This is a genomic window from Ruegeria sp. B1, from assembly GCF_056535885.1.
Genome location: NZ_JBQFJA010000001.1, coordinates 3,072,670 through 3,093,401 on the forward strand (window position 1 = coordinate 3,072,670; position 20,732 = coordinate 3,093,401).

21 protein-coding genes and 1 pseudogene are annotated in these 20,732 nt (G+C 59.0%); 8 read left to right on the plus strand and 14 right to left on the minus strand.

Going from position 1 to position 20,732, the window contains the following annotated elements:
* Positions 1-14: 14 nt before the first annotated feature.
* The 9 genes and pseudogenes from ACR3ES_RS15170 to ACR3ES_RS15210 all read right to left on the minus strand — a co-directional run bounded on the left by ACR3ES_RS15170 (position 15) and on the right by ACR3ES_RS15210 (position 8,493).
* Positions 15-749: an ATP-binding cassette domain-containing protein gene (locus ACR3ES_RS15170; protein ID WP_170429996.1), complete on the minus strand. Its 735-nt coding sequence runs from the start codon at positions 747-749 to the stop codon at positions 15-17.
* Complete coding sequence (locus ACR3ES_RS15175; RefSeq protein WP_170429994.1) at positions 742-1,455, minus strand: ABC transporter permease; 714 nt, start codon at positions 1,453-1,455, stop codon at positions 742-744. Before ACR3ES_RS15175 ends, ACR3ES_RS15170 begins: the two co-directional genes overlap by 8 nt.
* A gap of 148 nt (positions 1,456-1,603) precedes the next feature.
* Complete coding sequence (locus tag ACR3ES_RS15180) at positions 1,604-2,593, minus strand: ABC transporter substrate-binding protein (RefSeq protein WP_170429992.1); 990 nt, start codon at positions 2,591-2,593, stop codon at positions 1,604-1,606.
* Positions 2,594-2,657: 64 nt separating this feature from the next.
* Positions 2,658-3,503, minus strand: a complete 846-nt coding sequence (locus ACR3ES_RS15185; RefSeq protein ID WP_170429990.1) for an ABC transporter permease — start codon at positions 3,501-3,503, stop codon at positions 2,658-2,660.
* The gene (locus tag ACR3ES_RS15190) at positions 3,500-4,417 is read right to left on the minus strand and encodes an ABC transporter permease (RefSeq protein ID WP_170429989.1); all 918 of its coding nucleotides are present in this window, start codon (positions 4,415-4,417) and stop codon (positions 3,500-3,502) included. Before ACR3ES_RS15190 ends, ACR3ES_RS15185 begins: the two co-directional genes overlap by 4 nt.
* Positions 4,414-4,845, minus strand: coding sequence for a GNAT family N-acetyltransferase (locus ACR3ES_RS15195; protein WP_170429987.1), 432 nt, complete (start codon positions 4,843-4,845; stop codon positions 4,414-4,416). The genes ACR3ES_RS15190 and ACR3ES_RS15195 overlap by 4 nt, the downstream gene beginning before the upstream one ends.
* Positions 4,845-5,642: an ABC transporter ATP-binding protein gene (locus ACR3ES_RS15200; RefSeq protein WP_170429984.1), complete on the minus strand. Its 798-nt coding sequence runs from the start codon at positions 5,640-5,642 to the stop codon at positions 4,845-4,847. Before ACR3ES_RS15200 ends, ACR3ES_RS15195 begins: the two co-directional genes overlap by 1 nt.
* Positions 5,643-5,696: 54 nt before the next feature.
* A pseudogene (gene hydA / locus ACR3ES_RS15205) lies at positions 5,697-7,150 on the minus strand (dihydropyrimidinase).
* A gap of 92 nt (positions 7,151-7,242) precedes the next feature.
* Positions 7,243-8,493, minus strand: a complete 1,251-nt coding sequence (locus ACR3ES_RS15210; protein WP_170429980.1) for a Zn-dependent hydrolase — start codon at positions 8,491-8,493, stop codon at positions 7,243-7,245.
* Positions 8,494-8,663: 170 nt separating this feature from the next.
* Between ACR3ES_RS15210 and ACR3ES_RS15215 the strand changes: the two genes are divergently transcribed.
* Positions 8,664-9,272 carry a TetR family transcriptional regulator C-terminal domain-containing protein gene (locus ACR3ES_RS15215; RefSeq protein ID WP_170429978.1) on the plus strand — a complete coding sequence of 203 codons (609 nt, stop codon included), beginning with the start codon at positions 8,664-8,666 and terminating at the stop codon, positions 9,270-9,272.
* A 34-nt stretch (positions 9,273-9,306) separates the two neighbouring features.
* Positions 9,307-9,531 carry an N-(5'-phosphoribosyl)anthranilate isomerase gene (locus ACR3ES_RS15220; protein ID WP_170429977.1) on the plus strand — a complete coding sequence of 75 codons (225 nt, stop codon included), beginning with the start codon at positions 9,307-9,309 and terminating at the stop codon, positions 9,529-9,531.
* A 51-nt stretch (positions 9,532-9,582) separates the two neighbouring features.
* On the opposite strand, the gene preA is transcribed toward ACR3ES_RS15220, so the two are convergent.
* The 4 genes from preA to ACR3ES_RS15240 form a co-directional block, all read right to left on the minus strand.
* Positions 9,583-10,887: an NAD-dependent dihydropyrimidine dehydrogenase subunit PreA gene (gene preA / locus ACR3ES_RS15225; protein WP_170429975.1), complete on the minus strand. Its 1,305-nt coding sequence runs from the start codon at positions 10,885-10,887 to the stop codon at positions 9,583-9,585.
* 17 nt (positions 10,888-10,904) lie between these two features.
* Positions 10,905-11,741, minus strand: coding sequence for a methyltransferase domain-containing protein (locus ACR3ES_RS15230; protein WP_170429973.1), 837 nt, complete (start codon positions 11,739-11,741; stop codon positions 10,905-10,907).
* A gap of 43 nt (positions 11,742-11,784) precedes the next feature.
* Entirely contained in the window at positions 11,785-13,119 is a 1,335-nt protein-coding gene (locus ACR3ES_RS15235) for an NAD(P)-dependent oxidoreductase (RefSeq protein WP_170429971.1), read from the minus strand.
* Between the two features lie 158 nt (positions 13,120-13,277).
* Positions 13,278-13,910 (minus strand): cupin domain-containing protein, encoded by a 633-nt coding sequence (locus tag ACR3ES_RS15240; protein ID WP_170429969.1) that lies wholly within the window; start codon positions 13,908-13,910, stop codon positions 13,278-13,280.
* A 153-nt stretch (positions 13,911-14,063) separates the two neighbouring features.
* Between ACR3ES_RS15240 and ACR3ES_RS15245 the strand changes: the two genes are divergently transcribed.
* From ACR3ES_RS15245 to ACR3ES_RS15255, 3 genes are all read left to right on the plus strand, one after another.
* Positions 14,064-15,059, plus strand: coding sequence for a hypothetical protein (locus ACR3ES_RS15245; protein WP_170429967.1), 996 nt, complete (start codon positions 14,064-14,066; stop codon positions 15,057-15,059).
* Between the two features lie 72 nt (positions 15,060-15,131).
* On the plus strand, positions 15,132-16,424 hold the full coding sequence (locus ACR3ES_RS15250) for an O-acetylhomoserine aminocarboxypropyltransferase/cysteine synthase family protein (protein WP_170429965.1): 1,293 nt from the start codon (positions 15,132-15,134) through the stop codon (positions 16,422-16,424).
* Positions 16,425-16,427: 3 nt separating this feature from the next.
* On the plus strand, positions 16,428-17,138 hold the full coding sequence (locus tag ACR3ES_RS15255) for a GNAT family N-acetyltransferase (RefSeq protein WP_170429963.1): 711 nt from the start codon (positions 16,428-16,430) through the stop codon (positions 17,136-17,138).
* Positions 17,139-17,140: 2 nt separating this feature from the next.
* Here ACR3ES_RS15255 and ACR3ES_RS15260 read toward each other — a convergent pair whose 3' ends face one another.
* Positions 17,141-17,836, minus strand: a complete 696-nt coding sequence (locus ACR3ES_RS15260) for an SIMPL domain-containing protein (protein ID WP_170429961.1) — start codon at positions 17,834-17,836, stop codon at positions 17,141-17,143.
* Between the two features lie 164 nt (positions 17,837-18,000).
* Here ACR3ES_RS15260 and ACR3ES_RS15265 point away from each other — a divergent pair, with 164 nt between their 5' ends.
* The 3 genes from ACR3ES_RS15265 to ACR3ES_RS15275 are packed head-to-tail and all read left to right on the plus strand — an operon-like array spanning position 18,001 to position 20,730.
* Complete coding sequence (locus ACR3ES_RS15265; RefSeq protein WP_480634728.1) at positions 18,001-19,569, plus strand: hypothetical protein; 1,569 nt, start codon at positions 18,001-18,003, stop codon at positions 19,567-19,569.
* Positions 19,539-20,108, plus strand: a complete 570-nt coding sequence (locus tag ACR3ES_RS15270) for a hypothetical protein (RefSeq protein WP_480634729.1) — start codon at positions 19,539-19,541, stop codon at positions 20,106-20,108. Before ACR3ES_RS15265 ends, ACR3ES_RS15270 begins: the two co-directional genes overlap by 31 nt.
* On the plus strand, positions 20,101-20,730 hold the full coding sequence (locus ACR3ES_RS15275; RefSeq protein WP_170429957.1) for a class I SAM-dependent methyltransferase: 630 nt from the start codon (positions 20,101-20,103) through the stop codon (positions 20,728-20,730). The genes ACR3ES_RS15270 and ACR3ES_RS15275 overlap by 8 nt, the downstream gene beginning before the upstream one ends.
* The last annotated feature ends 2 nt before the right edge of the window (positions 20,731-20,732 follow it).

Genomic DNA, 20,732 nt, shown 5'->3' on the forward strand with positions numbered 1-20,732 from the left:
CTCCTGTTGTTGCGTTAAGTTACCAGTCCTCCCGCCAAATAGCGGCGTGACGCCTCGCTCTTTGGGGTATCCAAAACCTGTTTGGCGGCGCCATGTTCGACGACCTTGCCGCCTTGCATCATCACAACGTCCGCCGCCAGTCGGCGAGCCTGTCCGATATCATGTGTGACCATCACGATGCGCACCCCCCGCGCCGAGGCCCGCAGGACCATGCGTTCGATCATCTGCGTTGCTCCGGGGTCCAGCGCGCTGGTGGGTTCGTCCAGAAACAAAGTGTCGGGGATCAGCGCCAACGCGCGCAGAATGGCGAGACGCTGCGCCTCTCCGCCGGACAGCGACCGGGCGGATTGCCGCGCCTTGTCTTCCAAGCCCCCCTCGGCCAGCAATTCCGCAATCCGAGCTTTTCGTGCGGCGCGATTCAAACCCTGTCGCTTGAGCACAAAGTCCAGATTGGCAGCAACCGACCGGCGCAACAGAACCGGCCGCTGAAACACCATGGCCTGACTGGCCTTGTGATCTGCATTCAAAGGCACGCCGTCCTGCACCACGTATCCGACGTCGGGCGCGATCAGCCCGTGCAGGCAGCGCAATAAAAGGCTCTTGCCGGCACCGTTCGGCCCTAGAATCAATGTGGGTCCCGGCCCGTCCAGCGTCAGCGTCGGGACATCCAGCAGGGCCTTGCCTGTGCGCCGGATTTGCAGGCCGTTTACCTGCAAGACCCCCGGCCCACCCGAAACCAGATCACGCATGGCGCAAGCCCTCCTGTTCGGCCCGCAGGCTCAATGTGCTGACCATGGCGTTCACGGCCACCGCTATTCCAATCAGGATCGCGCCAAGGGCCAGCGCCAGAGCCAGATTGCCTTTCGATGTTTCCAGCGCGATGGTCGTGGTCATCACGCGGGTGACATGGTTGATGTTGCCGCCAACGATGATCACCGCCCCGACCTCGGCGATGGCGCGTCCGAACCCGGCGAGCAACGCCGTGACCAGCGCAAGGCGCGCGTCCCAGAGCAACACCGGAACAGAGGCCAGTCGTGACACGCCCAGCGATCTAAGCTGTTCGGAATACTCTTCGGCGAGCATCTCAACCACCTGCCGGGTCAAGGCCGCGATAATCGGCGTGACCAGAACCACTTGTGCGATGATCATGGCAGTCGGGGTGTAAAGCAGTTCGAGAACACCCAACGGCCCGGATCGTGACAGCATCAGGTAAACCAGCAACCCGACAACCACCGGCGGGAATCCCATGAGCGCATTGGTCAGGACAATCAAAGCCCGTCGGCCTGGAAACCGGGCCACCGCCAAGGCAGCACCAAATGGCATGCCAATGACCGCAGACATCAGAACTGCAAACAGAGAAACTTGCAGAGACAATCCCACAATTGCCCACAGCTCTGCATCCCCGTTCAGGATCAAGGAGAGAGCCATATTGAATTCTGATGCAAAACTTTGCATTTTGTACGCTTTCTATGGCATTTTGTAGAAAATGCGCTGATTCACAACGTAAACCTATGACATCTGCGCCTCAAGTACAGATGCGACGCCAAAAAAACGGCCCCAGTAACGGGGCCGTTTCGCGTAGTCCTAAACCTGCTCTTTCGGGTTAGTTCAAAGCTGCATCCGTGATCTGATGAGTCCATGCCCCATCCGGCTGCTTGGTGATGACCGGATCGGACCCCCCCGCCAACAGCGTGGCCACGGTGCGCTCGAAATCCGCCGGGTCCAGCGCGCCGTTGGAACCTGCGGTCAACTTGGCAATCTCACCCATCATCCGCTTTTGATGCTCTTCCGTCTGCGCACCGGTTGCATCGTTTTCCAGAACGATCTCGGCCGCTTCATCCGGGTTTTCTTCGGCGTATTTCCAGCCCTTCATTGAGGCTCGGACAAAGCGTTCCATCTTGTCGGCAAAATCCGCATCGCTCAGGTTTTCTTCGAGCACATAGAGACCATCTTCCAGCGTCGCCACGCCCTGATCTTCATACTTGAACGTGACCAATTCCTCGGGCGTCACACCCGCATCGATGACCTGCCAGTATTCGTTATAGGTCATGGTGCTGATGCAGTCGGCCTGACGCTGCAGCAATGGATCGACGTTAAAGCCCTGCTTTAGAACCTCAACCCCACTGTCGCTCTTGCCACCTGTGTCGATCCCAAGCTGGCTCATCCAGCTCATGAACGGGAATTCATTGCCAAAGAACCAGACACCCAGCGTGCGATTCTTGAGGTCCTCGGGCGAGGCGATACCCGCATCCTTCCAGCAGGTCAGCATCATACCCGAGCTTTTGAACGGCTGCGCGATATTGACCAGCGGCAGCCCCTTTTCCCGCGCGGCCAGGGCTGCGGGCATCCACTCGACTGTCACATCGGCACCACCGCCCGCGATCACCTGCGTGGGCGCGATATCCGGGCCGCCGGGCAGGATGGTGACGTCCAGCCCTTCTTCCTCGTAAAACCCCTTGTCCTTGGCCACGTAGTAGCCCGCAAACTGCGCCTGCGTGACCCACTTTAATTGCAGTGTCACCTCATCTGCCGCCAGGGCCGAACCAGCGGCCAGGCTAAAGGCGGCAACCGCCCCACTGAGTAGCTTTTTCATCTTCATTTCTCCTAGTTGCTAGTTGCGCCCCGTTTTCGGGGTCTGTTGAAGTCTTTCCTTTGTGTTATCCGCGTTGCGACGGGTGCCAGAAGGTCACCGCCTTTTCGATCATGGCCACGACCCCGTAAAACGCCGTTCCGGCCAGTGCCGCGACAACGATTTCCGCCCAGACCATGTCCAGCGACAATTGCCCAACGCTTGTCGAAATCCGGAACCCCATGCCCAGGGTCGGCGACCCAAAGAACTCTGCCACGATAGCGCCGATCAGCGCCAGCGTGGTAGAAATCTTTAAGCCGTTGAATATGAACGGCATCGCGGCGGGCAGACGTAGCTTTAGGAAACTCTGCCAATAGGTCGCCGCATAGGTTTCCATCAGATCGCGTTGCATAGCCGTGGCCTCGCGCAGCCCCGCCACGGTGTTCACCAGCATGGGAAAGAATACCATGACCACAACAACGGCCGCCTTTGAGTGCCAGTCGAACCCGAACCACATGACGAGAATTGGGGCCGTGCCGACGATAGGCAGGGCCGCCACGAAATTACCAACCGGCAGCAACCCGAGGCGCAGAAAGTCCCAGCGATCCACGGCGATTGCCATTAGGAATGCCGCCCCGCAACCGATGACATACCCGCTGAGCGCGCCTTTGATGATGGTCTGAACAAAGTCCGCCCACAAGATGGGTAAACTGTCTGCAAACCGTACAGCGATGACCGATGGTGAGGGTAGAATGACCAGAGGCACCTCAAGTCCCCGCACCAGCAACTCCCAGATGCCGATGACCGTCAACCCAAAGATCAAGGGGGCCAGAAATCGCACCATCCGGGTGTCGGATTGCGGTCCGCTGGCCAAGCGGCGGTTCAACCACCACCCCAGCAGCCAAAGGCCAAATGCAAACAGCACCAACGTCATTGCGCCATCCCCATTCGCTTCAGAACCGTGCGTTCCATCAGGCCCAACAGACCCACAAGGCAGGCCGCCAGAATCGCCGCGGCAAACAGCGCGGACCAGATCTGGACGGTTTGGCCATAATAGCTGCCGGCCAGAAGACGCGCACCCAGACCAGCGACTGCACCAGTTGGTAGTTCACCCACAATTGCACCGACCAAAGACGCTGCGATACCGATCTTAAGCGACGTAAACAGATACGGCATCGACGCCGGCAAGCGCAGTTTCCAGAATCCCTGGGACTTGGTCGCGCTGTATGTCCGCAACAAATCCAGCTGCATCGCATCGGGGCTGCGCAGACCCTTAACCATACCGACAACCACCGGGAAAAAGCTCAGATACGCCGAGATGATTGCTTTGGGGATGATCCCCTGAATCCCAATCGAATACAGAACCACGATGATCATCGGGGCCAGCGCAATAATGGGGATTGTCTGGCTGACAATGGCCCAGGGCATGACCGAAAGATCCATCACCCGGCTGTGTACGATCCCAACGGCCAGCAGAATGCCCAGACCTGTGCCAATCGCAAACCCCAACATTGTAGCGCTAAGCGTGACCCAGGCGTGATAGATCAATGAGCGTTTCGAGGTGATCTTTTTCTCAATGGTCGTCTCCCACAACTCAGTGGCCACCTGATGCGGTGCCGGCAGGCGGGGACGCTCCTGCGCCCATGTGGCCGGGATGGCAAAGCTGTTGGTCAGAGTCAGGCCAATCTCGCTCATATCCCGTCGATCTTTCGCGGATGGCGGCTGAACTTCTGCCCCGCCGCGTTCCAACTCGGTCAGAACACCCTTGATGTTCATCGGAATACAGGCCCCGTACCAAAGCGCGACAATCGCGGCGATCACGGCCAGTACTGCAACCACCTGCTTCATGCCCGCCACTCCATCCGCACAACCGGCAGAGTTTCAGGGGGAGTCGGAGGCTCCGTTCCCGTCGCTTCAAACCCTTCTCGTCTATAGAATTTTTGCGCAGCCTTGTTTGGATCATGCGCCGTCAGCCACAGATAATCGCGCCCGGCTTTTGCCTGATCCAGCAACTGTTTACCGATCCCTTCACCGGTCCGCAGACAGTACAGCGCGCCGACCTTGCAGTCCTTTGGGTCCAGCGACATGTAGCAGTCCACCGGATCTCCAGCGACCCAGATCTCACGGTTCGGAAAAGCCTCCCGGATCAGCGCCTCAAGCTCGTGTTCCGGCAGTTCCTCGGGCATCCAGTCCGTCTTGGACATCCACGTCGCAAGGATATGGGCACAAGCCGGAATGTCATCCGGTATCGCCCGTCTGAGATCGCTGGCGCCCATTAGACCTCCTCTCCGTGCCCGGCCCGCAGCCCTTCGCGCACCCGATGCGCGACCTCGATGAACTCCGGCGTATCGCGGATGTCCAGCGGTCTTTCCTTGGGCAGTGGGCTGTCGATCACATCGGTAATCCGTCCGGGCCGTGGGCTCATCACCACGATTTTTGTGCTCAGGTAAACGGCCTCGGGGATGGAATGCGTCACGAAGCCAATGGTCTTTTCTGTCCGCGCCCAAAGTGCCAACAGTTGTTCATTAAGGTGATCGCGCACGATTTCGTCCAGCGCGCCAAAGGGTTCGTCCATCAGCAAGATGTCGGCATCAAACGCCAAGGCACGCGCGATGCTTGCCCGTTGCTGCATCCCCCCTGACAGCTGCCAGGGAAACTTGCCACCAAACCCTTCGAGATCAACGAGTTCCAGAACCTTCCTAACCCTCTCCTCCTGCTCGGTAGCCGTGTATCCCATGATCTCCAGCGGCAGCTTGATGTTCTTGGCAATGGTGCGCCACGGATAGAGACCAGCGGCCTGAAAGACATACCCGTAGGCCCGATTCCGCCGCGCCTCGTCCGGTGTCATGCCATTGACGGTCAATGATCCGCCGGTTGGCGTTTCGAGCGCCGCGATACAGCGCAGAAAGGTGGTCTTGCCACATCCGGACGGGCCAATAAAGCTGACGAATTCGCCCTTGCCGATCGTGAGGGTCACGTCTTTGAGCGCGTGGATGGGCCCATCATTTGTCTGGAAGGTAAGATCCAGCTGCCTTGCCTCGATAACGGGCTGGGTCATTGTTTCAGTATTCATTCCGTTGCCTTGAAAACCTTGGCTTTGGGCCACCCGGCAGGCAACCCAACGCGATCATACTCCAGTCGCCGGAATACCTGTCCGTTCTACCGGCCGGGGCGCGGTCAGCTCTTTCCAGGTACTCAGGGCCTTGTTTACGTGGCTGTTCGGCTCCCGCGCCACAAAGTCGCCATGACCTTCCTCGGTCCGGATATCGCCGTCATGCACCGCAACCTGTCCCCGAGTGAGCGTAAAGCGTGGCAGGCCCTTCACCTCTTTGCCCTCAAACACATTGTAGTCGATGGCAGATTGCTGGCTGTCGGCACTGATCGTCTTGGTTTTTTCCGGATCCCAGACAACGATATCGGCATCCGCACCCACCAGAATTGCGCCCTTTTTCGGATAGCAATTCAATATCTTGGCAATGTTTGTTGAAGTCACGGCCACAAACTCGTTCGGGGTCAGACGCCCGGTTCCCACGCCATAGGTCCACAGCATCGGCATCCGGTCTTCCAGACCCCTGTCCCGTTCGGAATCTTGGTGAAATCGCCCACACCATATCGCTTCTGCTCGGTCGTGAAGGCGCAATGATCGGTGGCCACTACGCTGAGCGAGCCCGATTGCAGACCGGCCCACAGGCTGTCCTGATGCTGCTTGTTGCGAAACGGCGGGCTCATGACCCGACGGGCCGCGTGATCCCAATCGTGGTGGAAATACTCACCCTCGTCCAACGTCAGGTGCTGGATCAGCGGCTCACCCCAGACCCGCTTGCCCAGCATTTTCGCCCGGCGAATGGCTTCGTGGGCTTCCTCGCATGAGGTGTGCACGACATAGAGCGGCACGCCTGCCATATCGGCGATCATGATCGCGCGGTTGGTTGCCTCACCCTCCACCTGTGGCGGACGGGAATAGGCATGCGCTTCGGGTCCGGTGTTGCCTTCGGCCATCAGCTTGGCCTGCAATTCAGCAACCACATCGCCGTTTTCGGCATGCACCATTGCCACGCCGCCAAGCTCAGCCAGGCGCTTGAACGATGCGAACAGCTCATCATCGTTCACCATCAGCGCGCCTTTATAGGCCATGAAATGTTTGAAGGTGTTGATTCCGCGCGTTTCGATGACCGCCTTGATGTCATCAAAAACCTGCTCGCCCCACCACGTCACGGCCATGTGGAAGGAATAGTCACAGTTCGCACGGGTCGATTTGTTGTCCCAGCGTTTCAGGGCGTCCAGCAGGCTCTCGCCCGGGTTCGGCAGCGCAAAGTCCACCACCATAGTAGTTCCCCCCGCCAGCGCGGCCCGCGTCCCGCTTTCGAAGTCATCGCTGGAATAGGTCCCCATGAACGGCATTTCCAGATGGGTATGAGGATCAATTCCGCCCGGCATGACATAGCAGCCAGTGGCATCCAGCTCTTTGTCACCCTTCAGATCCAGCCCGATTTCGGTGATGACACCGCCCTCAACCATGACATCCGCCTTATAGGTCAGGTCGGCAGTCACCACAGTTCCGTTTTTTATGACAGTATTCATTTTGAACTCCCTCATGCGGTCTGCGCCGCTTGCTTCATCTGGCCAAAAGTATCCCGGGGGAGCCGCCCAAAGGGCGACGGGGGCAGAGCCCCCTATTCCACAATCTCCGCTGTCTCGACAACGGCATGAAACAGAACATCCGCCCCGGCAGCAGCCCAATCCTTGCTGATGTCTTCGGCCTCGTTATGGCTCAGCCCATCCACGCAGGGGCACATGACCATGGCGGTTGGCGCAACCCGGTTGATCCAGCAGGCATCATGACCCGCGCCCGAAATGATGTCGGTGTGCGAATACCCCAACCGCTCAGCCGCATCGCGCACGGCGGACACGCAGGTATCGTCGAATTTCACCGGATCAAAACCACCCACCTTTTCGAACTCGATCTGCAATCCCATCTCGTCGACGATGTCCTCCGCCGCGACCCTCAACCGGTTCTCCATATCCGTGATCACCTCCAATTCGGGCGAACGGAAATCGACCGTGAACACCACTTTACCAGGGATCACGTTACGCGAATTCGGATAAACGTCGATATGGCCCGCCGCACCCACCGCGTGCGGCGCATGGGACCAGGCGATTTCGTCGACTTTTTCTAGGACACGCGCCATGGCCAGCCCGGCATTCTCGCGCATCGGCATCGGGGTGGACCCGGTATGGGCGTCCTTGCCGATGATGGTGATCTGGGTCCAGCTCAGCCCCTGACCATGCGTGACAACGCCGATATCCTTCCCCTCGGCTTCGAGAATGGGTCCCTGTTCGATGTGCAGCTCAAAAAACGCGTGCATCTTGCGCGCGCCAACTTCCTCATCCCCGCGCCAACCGATCCGGTTCAGTTCGTCTCCGAACTTCTTCCCATCGGCATCTTCCCGATCATAGGCCCAATCCTGCGTGTGCATGCCCGCAAACACGCCAGACGACAGCATCGCCGGGGCATACCGCGTGCCTTCTTCGTTGGTCCAGTTGGTTGCAACAATCGGATGCCGGGTCTTGATGCCCAGATCATTGAGCGTCCGGATGATCTCCAGCCCGCCCAGAACCCCCAGCACCCCGTCATACTTCCCGCCGGTGGGTTGCGTATCCAGATGCGATCCGACGTAAACGGGCAATGCCTCGGGCTCGGTTCCTTCGCGCCGCGCGAACATGTTGCCCATCTGGTCCAGACCCATCGTGCAGCCCGCATCCTCGCACCATTTCTGAAACAGAGCGCGCCCTTCAGCGTCTTCGTCGGTCAACGTTTGTCGGTTGTTGCCACCCGCAACTCCGGGTCCAATCTTGGCCATCTCCATCAGGCTGTCCCATAGCCTGTCTCCATTGATCCTGAGATTCTGCGCTGGAGCTGCCATGTTCTTTTCCCCGTTGCTTGCGAATTGGCTCGCTTTTGGTGTCTTGATTTGACCATCTGGTCAAACTCACGCTATCACGGGTTCGACATCAGTCAAGAAATTGCAGGACAAAGCCGGAATTTTTGGCATATTTCGCGCCTGCTTGTCGGAAAAAGAGACACGCTGGAAACATGCCCAAAGATCGCGCCCCGACCCGCATACAGAAAAAGAACCGCGCCGCGATTCTCGAGGCCGCGTTGAACGTGTTTTCGGCACACGGGTTTCGCGGGGCCACGGTGGATCAGATCGCTGCCGAAGCCGGTCTGAGCAAACCGAACCTGCTGTATTATTTTCCGTCGAAAGAGGCGATCCATACCGCTCTTCTGTCGGGGCTCCTGGAGACCTGGCTTGCCCCTTTGCACGACCTGGACGAAAACGGTGATCCGATGGCGGAGATCCTCTCTTATGTTCACCGCAAGTTGCAAATGAGCCGGGAATTGCCCCGAGAAAGCCGCCTGTTTGCCAACGAAATCGTGCAGGGCGCGCCGCGCATTCGTGATGCTTTATCAACAGATCTCAAGAAACTGGTCGACGAGAAAACTGCAATCCTGACCCAATGGATGGATCAGGAAAAGATTGCCCAGGTTCACCCCTATCATCTGATCTTCTCGATTTGGGCGCTGACCCAGCACTACGCAGATTTCGACGTGCAGGTGCGGGCCATCCTCGGTGAAGAAGATCCGTTCGAAGGTGCCAACCTTTTTGTTGAAACGCTCTACCGGAAACTGCTGACCCCTTAAGGGATGCTTAACCCTATTGGGGAAAGCTGCTGCAATGATGGTGCAAAAGCCCACCCCCAATCCCTGGATCGCCCAGCTTTTTTCTTCCCGGTCGGCACGAAGCGGTGCTGTTGTACGCCGTTCGGTGAACTGGGTGGAGCGTGAAGTTGGCCACCTGGCATTTCAGACTGAAGTAAAACGGCGCGGATACCACCTGATCCGCACCGCCAATCAGTACATCGTCATCTGTCACAATGGCCCCATCGACATTCTGTTCTGAGAAAACTCGCCGAATTTTCTCGTCCAAGATTTTTCGTCGAAAAATCTTCGCCTATTCAGCCGCTTTAGCCATCGGGTTATTCGGATGAGTTGTCCAGTTGGCGTATTCTTTCTGCACCACGACGCCGGTACGTGGATCCACCTCTCCGGCCTCCATCGGCTCCATCGAAATACATCCTTCAACCGGGCATACATCCACACAAAGGTTGCAGGCCACGCATTCTTCGTCGATCACTTCGAACACGCGATCCGGCGACATCGAGATTGCCTGATGGCTGGTGTCTTCGCAGGCCGCGTAGCACCGGCCGCATTTGATGCACTGATCCTGATCAATCTTGGCCTTGGCGACATAGTTGAGGTTCAGGTACTGCCAATCCGTCACGTTCGGAACCGCACGCCCGACGACTTCGGAGACGTTGGCAAATCCTTTTTCGTCCATCCATTCAGACAGGCCAGCGGTCAATTCGTCGATGATCTTGAAACCGTAGGTCATGGCCGCCGTACACACCTGGACGTTTCCGCATCCCAGCGATATGAATTCCGCTGCATCGCGCCAGGTGGTGACACCGCCGATGCCCGAGATTGGCAATCCATGGGTGGCCTCGGCCCGTGAAATCTCGGACACCATCGACAGGGCGATCGGCTTGACTGCCGGACCGCAATAGCCGCCATGGCTGCCTTTGCCATCAATCGAGGGTTCGGGGCTGAAGGTGTCCAGATTAACGCTGGTGATCGAATTGATGGTGTTGATCAGAGAGACAGCGTCCGCCCCGCCATTCCGCGCCGCTTCGGCCGGTTTGCGGATGTCGGTAATGTTCGGCGTCAGCTTCACGATGACCGGGCGGTCATAATATGTCTTGCACCAGCGCGTGACCATCTCGATATATTCCGGCACCTGCCCGACCGCTGAGCCCATGCCGCGCTCGCTCATCCCGTGGGGGCAGCCGAAGTTCAGTTCAATCCCGTCCGCACCGGTTTCTTCGACGCGGGGCAGGATGGCTTTCCACGCCTCTTCTTCGCACGGAACCATGATCGAGGCGATCAGCGCACGATCCGGGTAGTCCGCCTTGACCCGCGCCATTTCCTCAAGGTTCACCTCAAGCGGACGGTCGGTAATCAGTTCGATATTGTTCAGACCCAACAGTCGGCGGTCAGCACCGTAAATGGCCCCATAACGCGGGCCGTTCACGTTGACGACGGGCGGTCCCTCGGACCCGATCGTTTTCCAGACGACGCCGCCCCACCCCGCTTCGAACGCGCGGCGCACGTTGTATTCCTTGTCGGTCGGCGGCGCTGAGGCCAGCCAGTACGGATTGGGGCCGGAAATTCCCAGAAAGTCGGTTGTCAGGTTCGCCATAGGGTCTCCTTCCCGGCTCAGCCGGATTTCGTGAATATCATTTCGGTCGGGCGGATGCGCCCGGCCTCGAGGTTTGCGACGTAATTCTGGAATTTCTCGGGTGCCGTTTCGCCCATCATCAAATGAATGCCTAGCGGCGGCGGACCACTTTCGGCGGTGCGAGCAAACACCTCTTCGAAAAACGCCACCGCAAAATCGGTCCGATCATTTTCAGCGATCAGCTCCAGGCCAGCAGCGGTGGCAGCATCCCTGTACGCTTCAGGGGCGTCTACAAAGGACGTTTCAGGATGGGTAGACCAGGGCAGCGGGAAGGCCAGAGGCTCCGCCACCGCACCACCCATCACGTCGAACAGCGCAAAAGTTCCGCCTGTTGCCAGCGTGCGGGACACCTCGCTGAACAGCCCCGCCTTGTCTTCGATATTCATTCCGACATGCAGCATAACCGCCAGATCAAAGGACGAATCCGAAATCGGCATATCCAACGCACTGCCAACCAGAAAGGTCAGCTTGTCTGACAGCCCCACAATTTCGCTGAGCGCGGTCGCTGTCTCGACAAATTCCGGTGTCAGGTCCACACCTGTAACGGTTGCGTCGTAGCGGTCCACGATATACCGGGATGTCCCGCCAATACCGCAGCCAACGTCCAGAACCCGGGTCGCATGGGTTGGGGTCAGCTGAGCGAACAGGTTATCCGTCGCGGCAACACCGCCAGTGTGGAATTCATCACCCGCCTTAAGGTCCGCGACCGTGGCCGCATCCGGATCGACGCCGGTGGCAATCAGGGCATCGCGCACCCGCTGGGTCAGGGCACCTGTCGTGTAGTGTTCTGCAACTGCGTTTTCGATCTGGGACATGACGATACCTCAGCGAACAGGGAGAGTTGACGGTCTCACCCTATCACGAAACCAGCGTCGCGTGGATGTCCATCGCCGCATCCCGCCCTTCCGCAACCGCAGTGACAGTCAGATCCTCGCCACCTGCGGCACAGTCTCCGCCGGACCAGACACCCGCGACCGAGGTGCGCCCCGCTCCGCTGACAGCGATCTTGTTTCCATCCAGTTTCAGCCCTTCCGGCGCGCCTTCCAGTGTCTGACCGATGGCCTTGAGAATCTGATCTGCCGGCAAACGGATGGTTTCACCGGTGCCGCTGAGGCGACCATCCAGACTGGTGGTGTACTCCAGTTCGATCTCGGCGGCGGCACCGTTTCCGTGGACAGCGACCGGTTGCACGTTGCACATGATCCGAACGCCATGAGATGCCGCAAGATCCTGTTCGTACCGGCTGGCCCCCATCGCGTCGCGACCGCGCCGGTAGGCAATCGTTACATGTTCCGCCCCCAGCAGCTTGGACTTTACAGCCGCGTCCACTGCGGTCATGCCACCGCCGATCACCACGACGTTTCGCCCAACCGGCAAATGCGCGAGATCAGAGGCCTGCCGCACATCCGAGATGAAATCGACTGCGTATCGCACGCCATCCTTTTCCGCGCCATCTGCGCGCAAGGCATTCACCCCGGCCAATCCGATGGACAGGAACACCGCATCATAGTTTTCGCTCAAACCATCCAGGGAGATCGTCTCTCCCAGGATCGAGCCCGTCTCGATAGCGATCCCGCCGATCTTCAACAGCCAGTCGACTTCGGCCTGCGCAAAGTCGTTCGTCGATTTGTATGCCGCGATGCCATATTCGTTCAAACCACCCGGTTTGGGTTTGGTTTCGTGGATCACGACCTCATGACCCAGCATCGCCAGCCGATGAGCACAGGCCAAACCCGCCGGCCCTGCCCCAACCACTGCGATTGTCTTGCCGGTAGCAGCAGCGCGTTCGAATGGATGCGCTCCCGAGGCCATCAGGTCATCGGTGGCAAACCGTTGCAGCCGCCCGATCTCGACCGGCTTGCCTTCGGCGGCTTCGCGCACGCAGGCTTCTTCGCACAGCGTTTCGGTCGGGCACACGCGGGCGCACATGCCGCCCAGGATATTCTGTTCCAGAATAGTGCGGCCGGCAGCCTGTGGCTGGCCAGCCTGAATCTGGCGAATGAACAGCGGAATATCGATTTCCGTCGGACAGGCCGTGATGCATGGCGCGTCATAGCAGAAGTAGCATCGATCTGCCGCAACCGCCGCCTCATGCGGGGCCAGAGGCGGATGCAGATCGGCAAAATTTGTGGTCAGTTCATCGCTGGAAAGCCGCCCGGACACAATGCCGGGGGCCATCTGGCCCTTTGCCATCACTCTACTCCCTGTAGATATGTTTGTTACTGCCCCAGCTTGCCATAATCTGATTTTTTATCAATTGGTAAAATTTGCCAAATGGTCAAAAAATGAAAAATCCGGGTTTTTCACCCGGATTTGACCGAAATTTGACTGTTTTTGTAGCAGTCTTGGGATCAGACCATTCCGGCAAGATGACCAGACTTGACCCAAACACGCGCTCCACCATTGCCGACCTGCGCCTGCGACTGCGTTCCGGGCGGCAGGCGCAGCCAGTCCCAGGTCGAAAACTCCTCGTCCCCTTCTGAGAAACTTCCTTTGACCACGAACACCTCCAGCCCATCGCGAGCGTCCAGTGTGACGGCTGTACCCGCTGGCCAGTTCTGAACCTGCACCTCCTCATGATCATCTTTGAACAATTGAAGGTCTGCATCGCCTGTGATCGACCGACGAACCTCGGTTCTGTCCTGCGGATCAAACTGATGCAGCTTAACCAGGATCGTTGCGCCCTGAGCGGCGGACGGGGTGTGCGAAGATGTGGGCGGGTTGCGGACGTAGCTGCCAACCGGGAAGTCACCGGTTTCATCCTGAAAGACACCGTCCAGAACCAGATACTCTTCGCCACCGTCATGGGTATGCGCGTCAAAGGCACTGCCCGGGGCAAAGCGCACGATCGTCGTGGCCCGGGCAATCTCATCCCCGATCCGATCCAGCATCTTGCGCTCGACCCCGACCGCAGGGGACGCAACCCAATCGGTCTGGTCGAAATGAACTGCTGCACGCTTGGTGAAGTCTGCATTGATCCGCATGATCACACTCCTGAACATTTGCAGCCCTAAGAATGGGGTGACTTGTTCAAAATTCCAACCACGCACCACATCGGGCTTTTGACGCTGTGCACGGCTTGCTGTACTCCCGAGAAAGCGGCGCAACACACAAGCGCCCGACAGGAACAGGCACAGATGCAGGCACCCTCGGCAAAATTCAACATCCTCATCATCGGGCAGAACAATCGTCTGCAATACGAGGCTGTGCTGTTCGCCGCGTCGCTGCGCCATTCCTCACCCAATTTCAACGGCAGGCTGTTTGTCGCGACACCCAACCCCGGACCCCGTTGGGCGCAAAGCCCAAGCATTCAGAACGAAGATGTGCTGAAAGCGCTGAGTCAGCTGGGGGCAGAGATTCTGCCCTTCGATGCCGCAGTGTTTGGTGAAAGCTATCCCTATGGCAACAAGATCGAGGCCCTTTTGGCCATGCCCGAAGGTGAGCCATTTGTGTTTTTCGACACGGACACATTGATCACCGGTGAATTGACCGACGTGCCATTTGACTTTGACCGCCCCGGCGCGTCCTTGAAAGTTGAAGGCACATGGCCGAAACCAACTCTGTACGGACCCGGCTTTGACGGCATCTGGCGCGCGCTCTATGAGCGTTTTGGATTGGATTTCGACAGCTCTGTGGACACCAGTCAGCCGCAGAACTATTGGCGCCGCTACCTGTATTTCAACGCGGGCTACTTCTTCTACAAATGCCCGCACCTGTTCGGAGAGCGGTTTCTGAATTACGCCCGGACGATCCGCGACGAGGACATCCCCGAACTGACAGGGCAGAACCTTGATCCCTGGCTGGATCAGGCAGCCCTCCCGCTGGTCATCCACTCGTTCGGGGGCGGCCGGGACGCACTGCCCAGCGGATTGCTCGACGGTTCGGTCAGTTGCCACTATCGCCTGTTTCCCTTGCTCTATGCCCGCGAAAGCGACCATGTGATCGACGTTCTCGAAACCGTTTGCGCACCAAACAGGGTCAAGAAGGTTCTCAAGAACTACGAACCGCTGAAAAAGCTGGTCATTCAGGGCAAGGGCGCAAAGATCCGGGACCTGTTCGATCAGGACAACCTGCCGCAGCGCGAACATGTCATCCGCAAAACGATCAAAAGCAAAGGTCTGTGGCTGCGCTGACACGAGCGTTGTGCACAGGCTGGCAATGCCCTACAGATTCGCGCACACAAATACCAACTGGAGATATCCGAGATGTCTGACGGCCCAACTTACGGTTTCGACACACTGCAGATACATGCGGGCGCCCGCCCCGATCCAGCCACTGGCGCGCGCCAGACGCCAATCTATCAGACAACCGCCTATGTGTTTCGGGATGCGGATCACGCCGCAGCCCTGTTCAACCTGCAAGAGGTCGGTTTCATCTATTCGCGCCTGACCAACCCGACGGTCGCGGTTCTGCAGGAACGGGTCGCCACGCTGGAAGGCGGGGTCGGCGCGGTGTGCTGCTCGTCCGGACATGCGGCACAGATCATGGCGTTGTTCCCGCTGATGGGTCCGGGCTGCAACGTTGTGGCGTCGACCCGGCTTTATGGTGGTACGGTCACCCAGTTCAGCCAGACGATCAAACGCTTTGGCTGGTCGGCCAAGTTTGTGGACACGGATGATCTGGATGCGGTCAAAGCGGCCATCGACGAAAACACCCGCGCGGTGTTTTGCGAATCCATCGCCAATCCCGGCGGATATGTCACCGACATTCGTGCGATGGCCGACATTGCCGACGCCGCCGGCATCCCGCTGATCGTCGACAACACCTCGGCCACGCCGTACCTCTGCCGCCCCATTGAACACGGCGCGACACTCGTGGTGCATTCGACCACCAAATACCTGACCGGCAACGGCACCGTCACTGGGGGCTGCATCGTGGATTCCGGAAAATTCGACTGGTCGGCGAATGACAAATTCCCCTCGCTCAGCGAACCGGAACCCGCCTATCACGGGCTGAAGTTTCACGAGACCTTCGGACCGCTGGCCTTCACCTTCCATGGCATTGCTATTGGTTTGCGCGATCTGGGCATGACGATGAACCCGCAGGCCGCACATTACACATTGATGGGGATCGAAACGCTGTCGCTGCGGATGGAGCGCCATGTGGAAAACGCGCAGAAGGTTGCCGCATGGCTCGAAGCCGATGACCGCGTGGACTACGTCACCTATGCGGGTCTGCCCTCGTCCCCCTATCATGATCGGGTCAAGACCCATTATCCCAAGGGCGCGGGCGCGCTGTTCACCTTTGCGGTCAAAGGCGGCTATGACGCTTGCATCAAACTGGTCAATGCGTTGGAGATTTTCAGCCATGTGGCCAATCTGGGCGACGCGCGGTCCTTGATCATCCACTCAGCCTCGACCACCCACCGGCAACTGACTCCCGAACAGCAGGAGGCCGCAGGCGCCGGAGCCAACGTGGTTCGTGTGTCCATCGGCATCGAGGATGCAAACGACCTGATCGCTGATCTGGATCAGGCGCTCAGCAAAGCCAGCGCCTGATTGATGAGCGAGCACGACACGAACGACCTTGGCCAACCGATCGGACGGCCGGTTGCGGGCGACTTTCCGCGCCCCGCGCCGCCCTACACGCCGATGCAGGGTCGGTTCTGTTCAGTCGTGCCACTGGATGTGAATCGGCATGCGCCCGGCCTGTACCGGGCGTTTGCCAAAGATGCGGATGGGCGGAACTGGACGTATCTGCCCTATGGGCCATTCGAACGCGAACATGATTTTGTGGCGTGGGCGCAAGCAAACTGCATGGATGCCGATCCCATGTTCCATACGGTTCTGGACGCGGATGAGCTTCCCATCGGAATGGCATCGTATCTGAGGATCGAACCAGCAGCGGGTGCAACCGAGGTCGGGCATATCCATTTCTCGCCGCTTTTGCAGCGCAAGCCGCAATCCACGGAAGTCATGTATCTGATGATGCGCCGGGTATTCGATGAACTCGGCTATCGCCGCTATGAATGGAAATGCGACGCTTTGAATGCTCCGTCGTGTCGCGCGGCCGAGCGGCTGGGCTTTACGTTCGAAGGCATCTTTCGTCAGGCCACGCATTACAAGGGGCGCAATCGGGATACGGCGTGGTACGCGATACTCGACAGTGAATGGCCCCGCATTCGGGCTGCGTTCGAAGCGTGGCTCTCGCCCGACAATTTCGACGCGGCGGGCCAGCAACGTAAACCGCTGATGGCCCGCGCCGAGGCGTAGTCTTATTCGGAAATCTCGAACTCCATCGACACACTGACCGAGACGGAGATCTCGCCCCCGGCAACCGGAACGCCACCGGCATCCGATGCGCTGAGGGCGCGCATCTCGGCCATCGGGCGCACGCCACTGCCTCGCTCTGAGATTGTCTGGACCGGGCCAAGCGTGACATTGGCGGCCTGCGCCAGTTGCTCGGCCTTTGCGGTGGCTTCGCCCACGGCTTGAGCGCGGGCTTGCACCTCAATCGGTTTCGGGTCCTGCAAACCAAAGCTCAGCCCGCCAAAGTCATTTGCCCCGCCTTGGATAACCGCATCCATGATCTGGCCCAGCTGCGACAGATCCCGCACCCGCACAAACACGCGGTTCGAGGCGACAAAACCGGTGATTTCCGGCGGCTGTCCGCTCTGCTGGTTTCGATTCGACCAAACCGGTGACAGGGACAGGTCGCGTGTTTGCACATCGCGATCCTCAATACCCATGTCACCGAGCCGGGACAGAACCTGCGCAACGGCATCTGACGTGGCTTTCATTGCCACTGAGGCCTCGGCATCCTGGTTTGTCACGCCCAAAGTGATGGTCGCCATGTCAGGCGCGACCTGTACGGTGCCGGTTGCGTCCACATTGATGCGACGTTCTTCCGCATGGGCCATTCCAGCCAGGGTTGCGGCCATGAGTGCCGTCAAAAAAGCGAATGTCTTCAAGGTGATCCCTCCAAATTGCTTGGTCCCAACATGGGTCTGCAAGGTGTGGATCGGCAAGGGGCGGGTTTGCCTTTTTCTTTCCCTCGGCGGGTTCCTGCTTTAATGTCGGTCTGCAGACGCAATGTCGTTTGCATTGATGCTGACAATTATGGTTCCTCCGGAATATGAATCCCGCATTTGCGCTGTCTTTTTCTGCTACCGGAATTTCCCTGCACCATCAGTCGGATGGCGACTGGTTCAGCATTGGCACGGTGTCTCTGGATGCATCCGACCTTGAGGCCCAGATAAAAGCGCTGCACGAAAAGGGATTTGCGCTCGAAACCGACCTGAGTTGCAAGGTGATCCTGCCACCGGATCAGATCCGATATCTGTCGGTTCAAACCGAGGGGTTGAGCGCTGAGGAGCGGGATCAAAAGATCTACGACGCCCTGGCCCAAGCGACGCCGTACGACGTGTCCGAACTGGCCTTTGACACGGCACCGCGGGGTCCGGAAACCTGCATTGCGGCGGTCGCCCGCCAGACGCTGCAAGAGGCAGAGGCGTTTGCGACGCAGCACGGTTTTATTCCTGTTCGCTTCAGCGCGGATGCCCGAGCACAGGACTTTCCAAAAGAGCCGGAATTTGATCTGTCCGCTCCAGCACTGTCCGTTTCACCCTCTGTCGCATCTGCTGTTGATCCGGTCATCACACAGGATGGGGCTGCCGTACCGGAAGACACCGCGATTCCGCAGACGCCGGACACACCAGAGGAAACTGGCGTTCCGGAAGAGACTGCCGTTTTGGATGTGACTAATGCTCCGAACGAACCGGACTTTTCGGAAGTGCCGGACACCGATGAAGATCCACAGACATCTGGCCCGGCTGTGCATGCCATCGCGGATGCCGAAGCGCCGGATGTATTCCGCTCACCAAATCCCTTGGCTGCTGCCGCAGGGCTGAGTGAGAGCACCTGGGTGCTAGGACTCAAAGGCTACGCAATCCCGGCTGTCGCAGCCGTGGTTTGCGTTGGCGTTGCCATCGCGGCTTGGTCGGTTCTTGGCCCAGAACCAGACACGACCGAAGATGAACTGGCTGCGTCAGAGGCTCTGGCAACACCTGTTCCATCAGACGAATCTGTTCAGCTGGAGTCTGACACTCAGGCCACGGTGCTGCTGGCAGAACCCGGCATCGCAACCGAAGAAAACCCTGTTGATACGCCGCCAGAGGCGACCACCGAAACATCGGCCGAAGAACAGCCAGAGTTGACCCCGACCGACGCTGCCATTCTGGAGGCTTTGCAAGTCCCGCCGACACCAGTTGAACCAATCGCAAGTGACCCAGAAGCTCTGGAAGATGCGGAAGCTGTTGCGGGTCTGGGTCTGACGGCGCCAATCGCCCCGGATATGCCTTTACCGGTAGAGCCCGGCGATCTGTATCTGGCATCCATAGACAAAAGGAATTTGTCCACCGATGCGGTCGCCCTGCCCCCGGTTTCCAGTTTCGACACGGAATTGCCTTTCATACAACCGGCATCTCTCGGCGATGCCGCGGCTGACTTTGACCTGGACGAACGCGGCCTCGTGACGCCGACGCCCGAGGGAACTCTGAACCCCGAGGGTATTTTGGTCTTCCTAGGGCCGCCGCCTTCGGTTCCCCCGACGCACCCGTGCGGTTTGAAAAAGAACCGGGGGTCGAAGAAGAAGAGGATCAGAGGCTCGCCGGTTTGCGACCGAGATTGCGCCCCGGTGACCTGATAGAACAATTCGAGCGCCAGCAATTGGGCGGCCGGTCTCTGGAAGAGCTTTCGGTTCTGCGCCCGAAACTGCGCCCCGAATCTGTGCAGGCAAGCCCGCAGATCGATGAAACGCCAACTGCGCTGGCGGTTGTGCGCGTGCCACGCCCCAATGCGCGCCCTGCCGGATTGGCAGCCGCTGCGGCCCGTGTGGCCAGCGCCAACACCACCAATCTGGGCTCAACAGCCGCCGTGGATCAGAACAGCGACGAGGCGGGATCGTTTGAGGCCAAGGCCGTTGCACCCACTATCCCGTCAACGGCGTCCGTCGCCCGTCAGGCCACGATCGATAATGCCATCAACCTGCGCAGACTGAACCTGATTGGGGTTTACGGCACACCCGCAAACCGGCGCGCGCTGGTCCGGCTGCCCAGTGGGCGATACAAGAAGCTGAAGGTCGGAGACAGGATCGATGGCGGTCGGGTCATCGCCATCAGCGAAAGCGAGCTGCGGTACGAAAAACGCGGACGCAACCTGACCCTGAAGATGCCGCGTGGCTGACGCCTCGGTCGACGTCCAGCGCGTCATTTCAGCATATGACAAAGCCGCGCCAAACCTTATCCCGCTATATGATGGGTTGGATCCTGCTCGCGTTCTTGCCCCGGTCCTCAACGACCTGCCGGTCTCAGGCCAAACTGTGCTGGATGTTGGCGCAGGGTCCGGCGCGACTGCTGCGTGGCTTACCAGCAAAGGGTGCCTCGTCACCGCAATTGAACCTGCAGCAGCGTTCCGCAACCATGCACAACGACGATACCCGTTGCACGGAATTTCCTGGCAGGATGACCAACTTCCGAACCTGTCTGCTCTTCGTTCGGACGGGACGGTGTATGACGCGATTCTGGTTATAGGCGTGCTGCACCACCTGTGTCCGGTGGATCAGGCACACGCCGTCGGAACACTGTCGACACTGCTGGCATCGGGCGGGCGGATGATACTGTCGCTGCGACACGGGCCCAGCCCGACCGACCGGCCTGGGTTTCCCATTTCAACCAACGATCTGACGCGGCATGCACAGCAGGCAGGCCTGCATGTTCTGCGCAAGATAAAGACAGGATCCATTCAGGATCACAACCGGCGCGCCGGGGTCACGTGGACCTGGTTGGTATTGGGCGCGCCGAACTAAAG

Excerpts from the sequence above, each read along its gene's own strand:
- ACR3ES_RS15170 (WP_170429996.1), bottom strand. The coding sequence starts at position 749 with ATGCGTGATCTGGTTTCGGGTGGGCCGGGGGTCTTGCAGGTAAACGGC.
- ACR3ES_RS15175 (WP_170429994.1), bottom strand. The coding sequence starts at position 1,455 with ATGCAAAGTTTTGCATCAGAATTCAATATGGCTCTCTCCTTGATCCTG.
- ACR3ES_RS15180 (WP_170429992.1), bottom strand. The coding sequence starts at position 2,593 with ATGAAAAAGCTACTCAGTGGGGCGGTTGCCGCCTTTAGCCTGGCCGCT.
- ACR3ES_RS15185 (WP_170429990.1), bottom strand. The coding sequence starts at position 3,503 with ATGACGTTGGTGCTGTTTGCATTTGGCCTTTGGCTGCTGGGGTGGTGG.
- ACR3ES_RS15190 (WP_170429989.1), bottom strand. The coding sequence starts at position 4,417 with ATGAAGCAGGTGGTTGCAGTACTGGCCGTGATCGCCGCGATTGTCGCG.
- ACR3ES_RS15195 (WP_170429987.1), bottom strand. The coding sequence starts at position 4,845 with ATGGGCGCCAGCGATCTCAGACGGGCGATACCGGATGACATTCCGGCT.
- ACR3ES_RS15200 (WP_170429984.1), bottom strand. The coding sequence starts at position 5,642 with ATGAATACTGAAACAATGACCCAGCCCGTTATCGAGGCAAGGCAGCTG.
- ACR3ES_RS15210 (WP_170429980.1), bottom strand. The coding sequence starts at position 8,493 with ATGGCAGCTCCAGCGCAGAATCTCAGGATCAATGGAGACAGGCTATGG.
- ACR3ES_RS15215 (WP_170429978.1), top strand. The coding sequence starts at position 8,664 with ATGCCCAAAGATCGCGCCCCGACCCGCATACAGAAAAAGAACCGCGCC.
- ACR3ES_RS15220 (WP_170429977.1), top strand. The coding sequence starts at position 9,307 with ATGATGGTGCAAAAGCCCACCCCCAATCCCTGGATCGCCCAGCTTTTT.
- preA (WP_170429975.1), bottom strand. The coding sequence starts at position 10,887 with ATGGCGAACCTGACAACCGACTTTCTGGGAATTTCCGGCCCCAATCCG.
- ACR3ES_RS15230 (WP_170429973.1), bottom strand. The coding sequence starts at position 11,741 with ATGTCCCAGATCGAAAACGCAGTTGCAGAACACTACACGACAGGTGCC.
- ACR3ES_RS15235 (WP_170429971.1), bottom strand. The coding sequence starts at position 13,119 with ATGGCAAAGGGCCAGATGGCCCCCGGCATTGTGTCCGGGCGGCTTTCC.
- ACR3ES_RS15240 (WP_170429969.1), bottom strand. The coding sequence starts at position 13,910 with ATGCGGATCAATGCAGACTTCACCAAGCGTGCAGCAGTTCATTTCGAC.
- ACR3ES_RS15245 (WP_170429967.1), top strand. The coding sequence starts at position 14,064 with ATGCAGGCACCCTCGGCAAAATTCAACATCCTCATCATCGGGCAGAAC.
- ACR3ES_RS15250 (WP_170429965.1), top strand. The coding sequence starts at position 15,132 with ATGTCTGACGGCCCAACTTACGGTTTCGACACACTGCAGATACATGCG.
- ACR3ES_RS15255 (WP_170429963.1), top strand. The coding sequence starts at position 16,428 with ATGAGCGAGCACGACACGAACGACCTTGGCCAACCGATCGGACGGCCG.
- ACR3ES_RS15265 (WP_480634728.1), top strand. The coding sequence starts at position 18,001 with ATGAATCCCGCATTTGCGCTGTCTTTTTCTGCTACCGGAATTTCCCTG.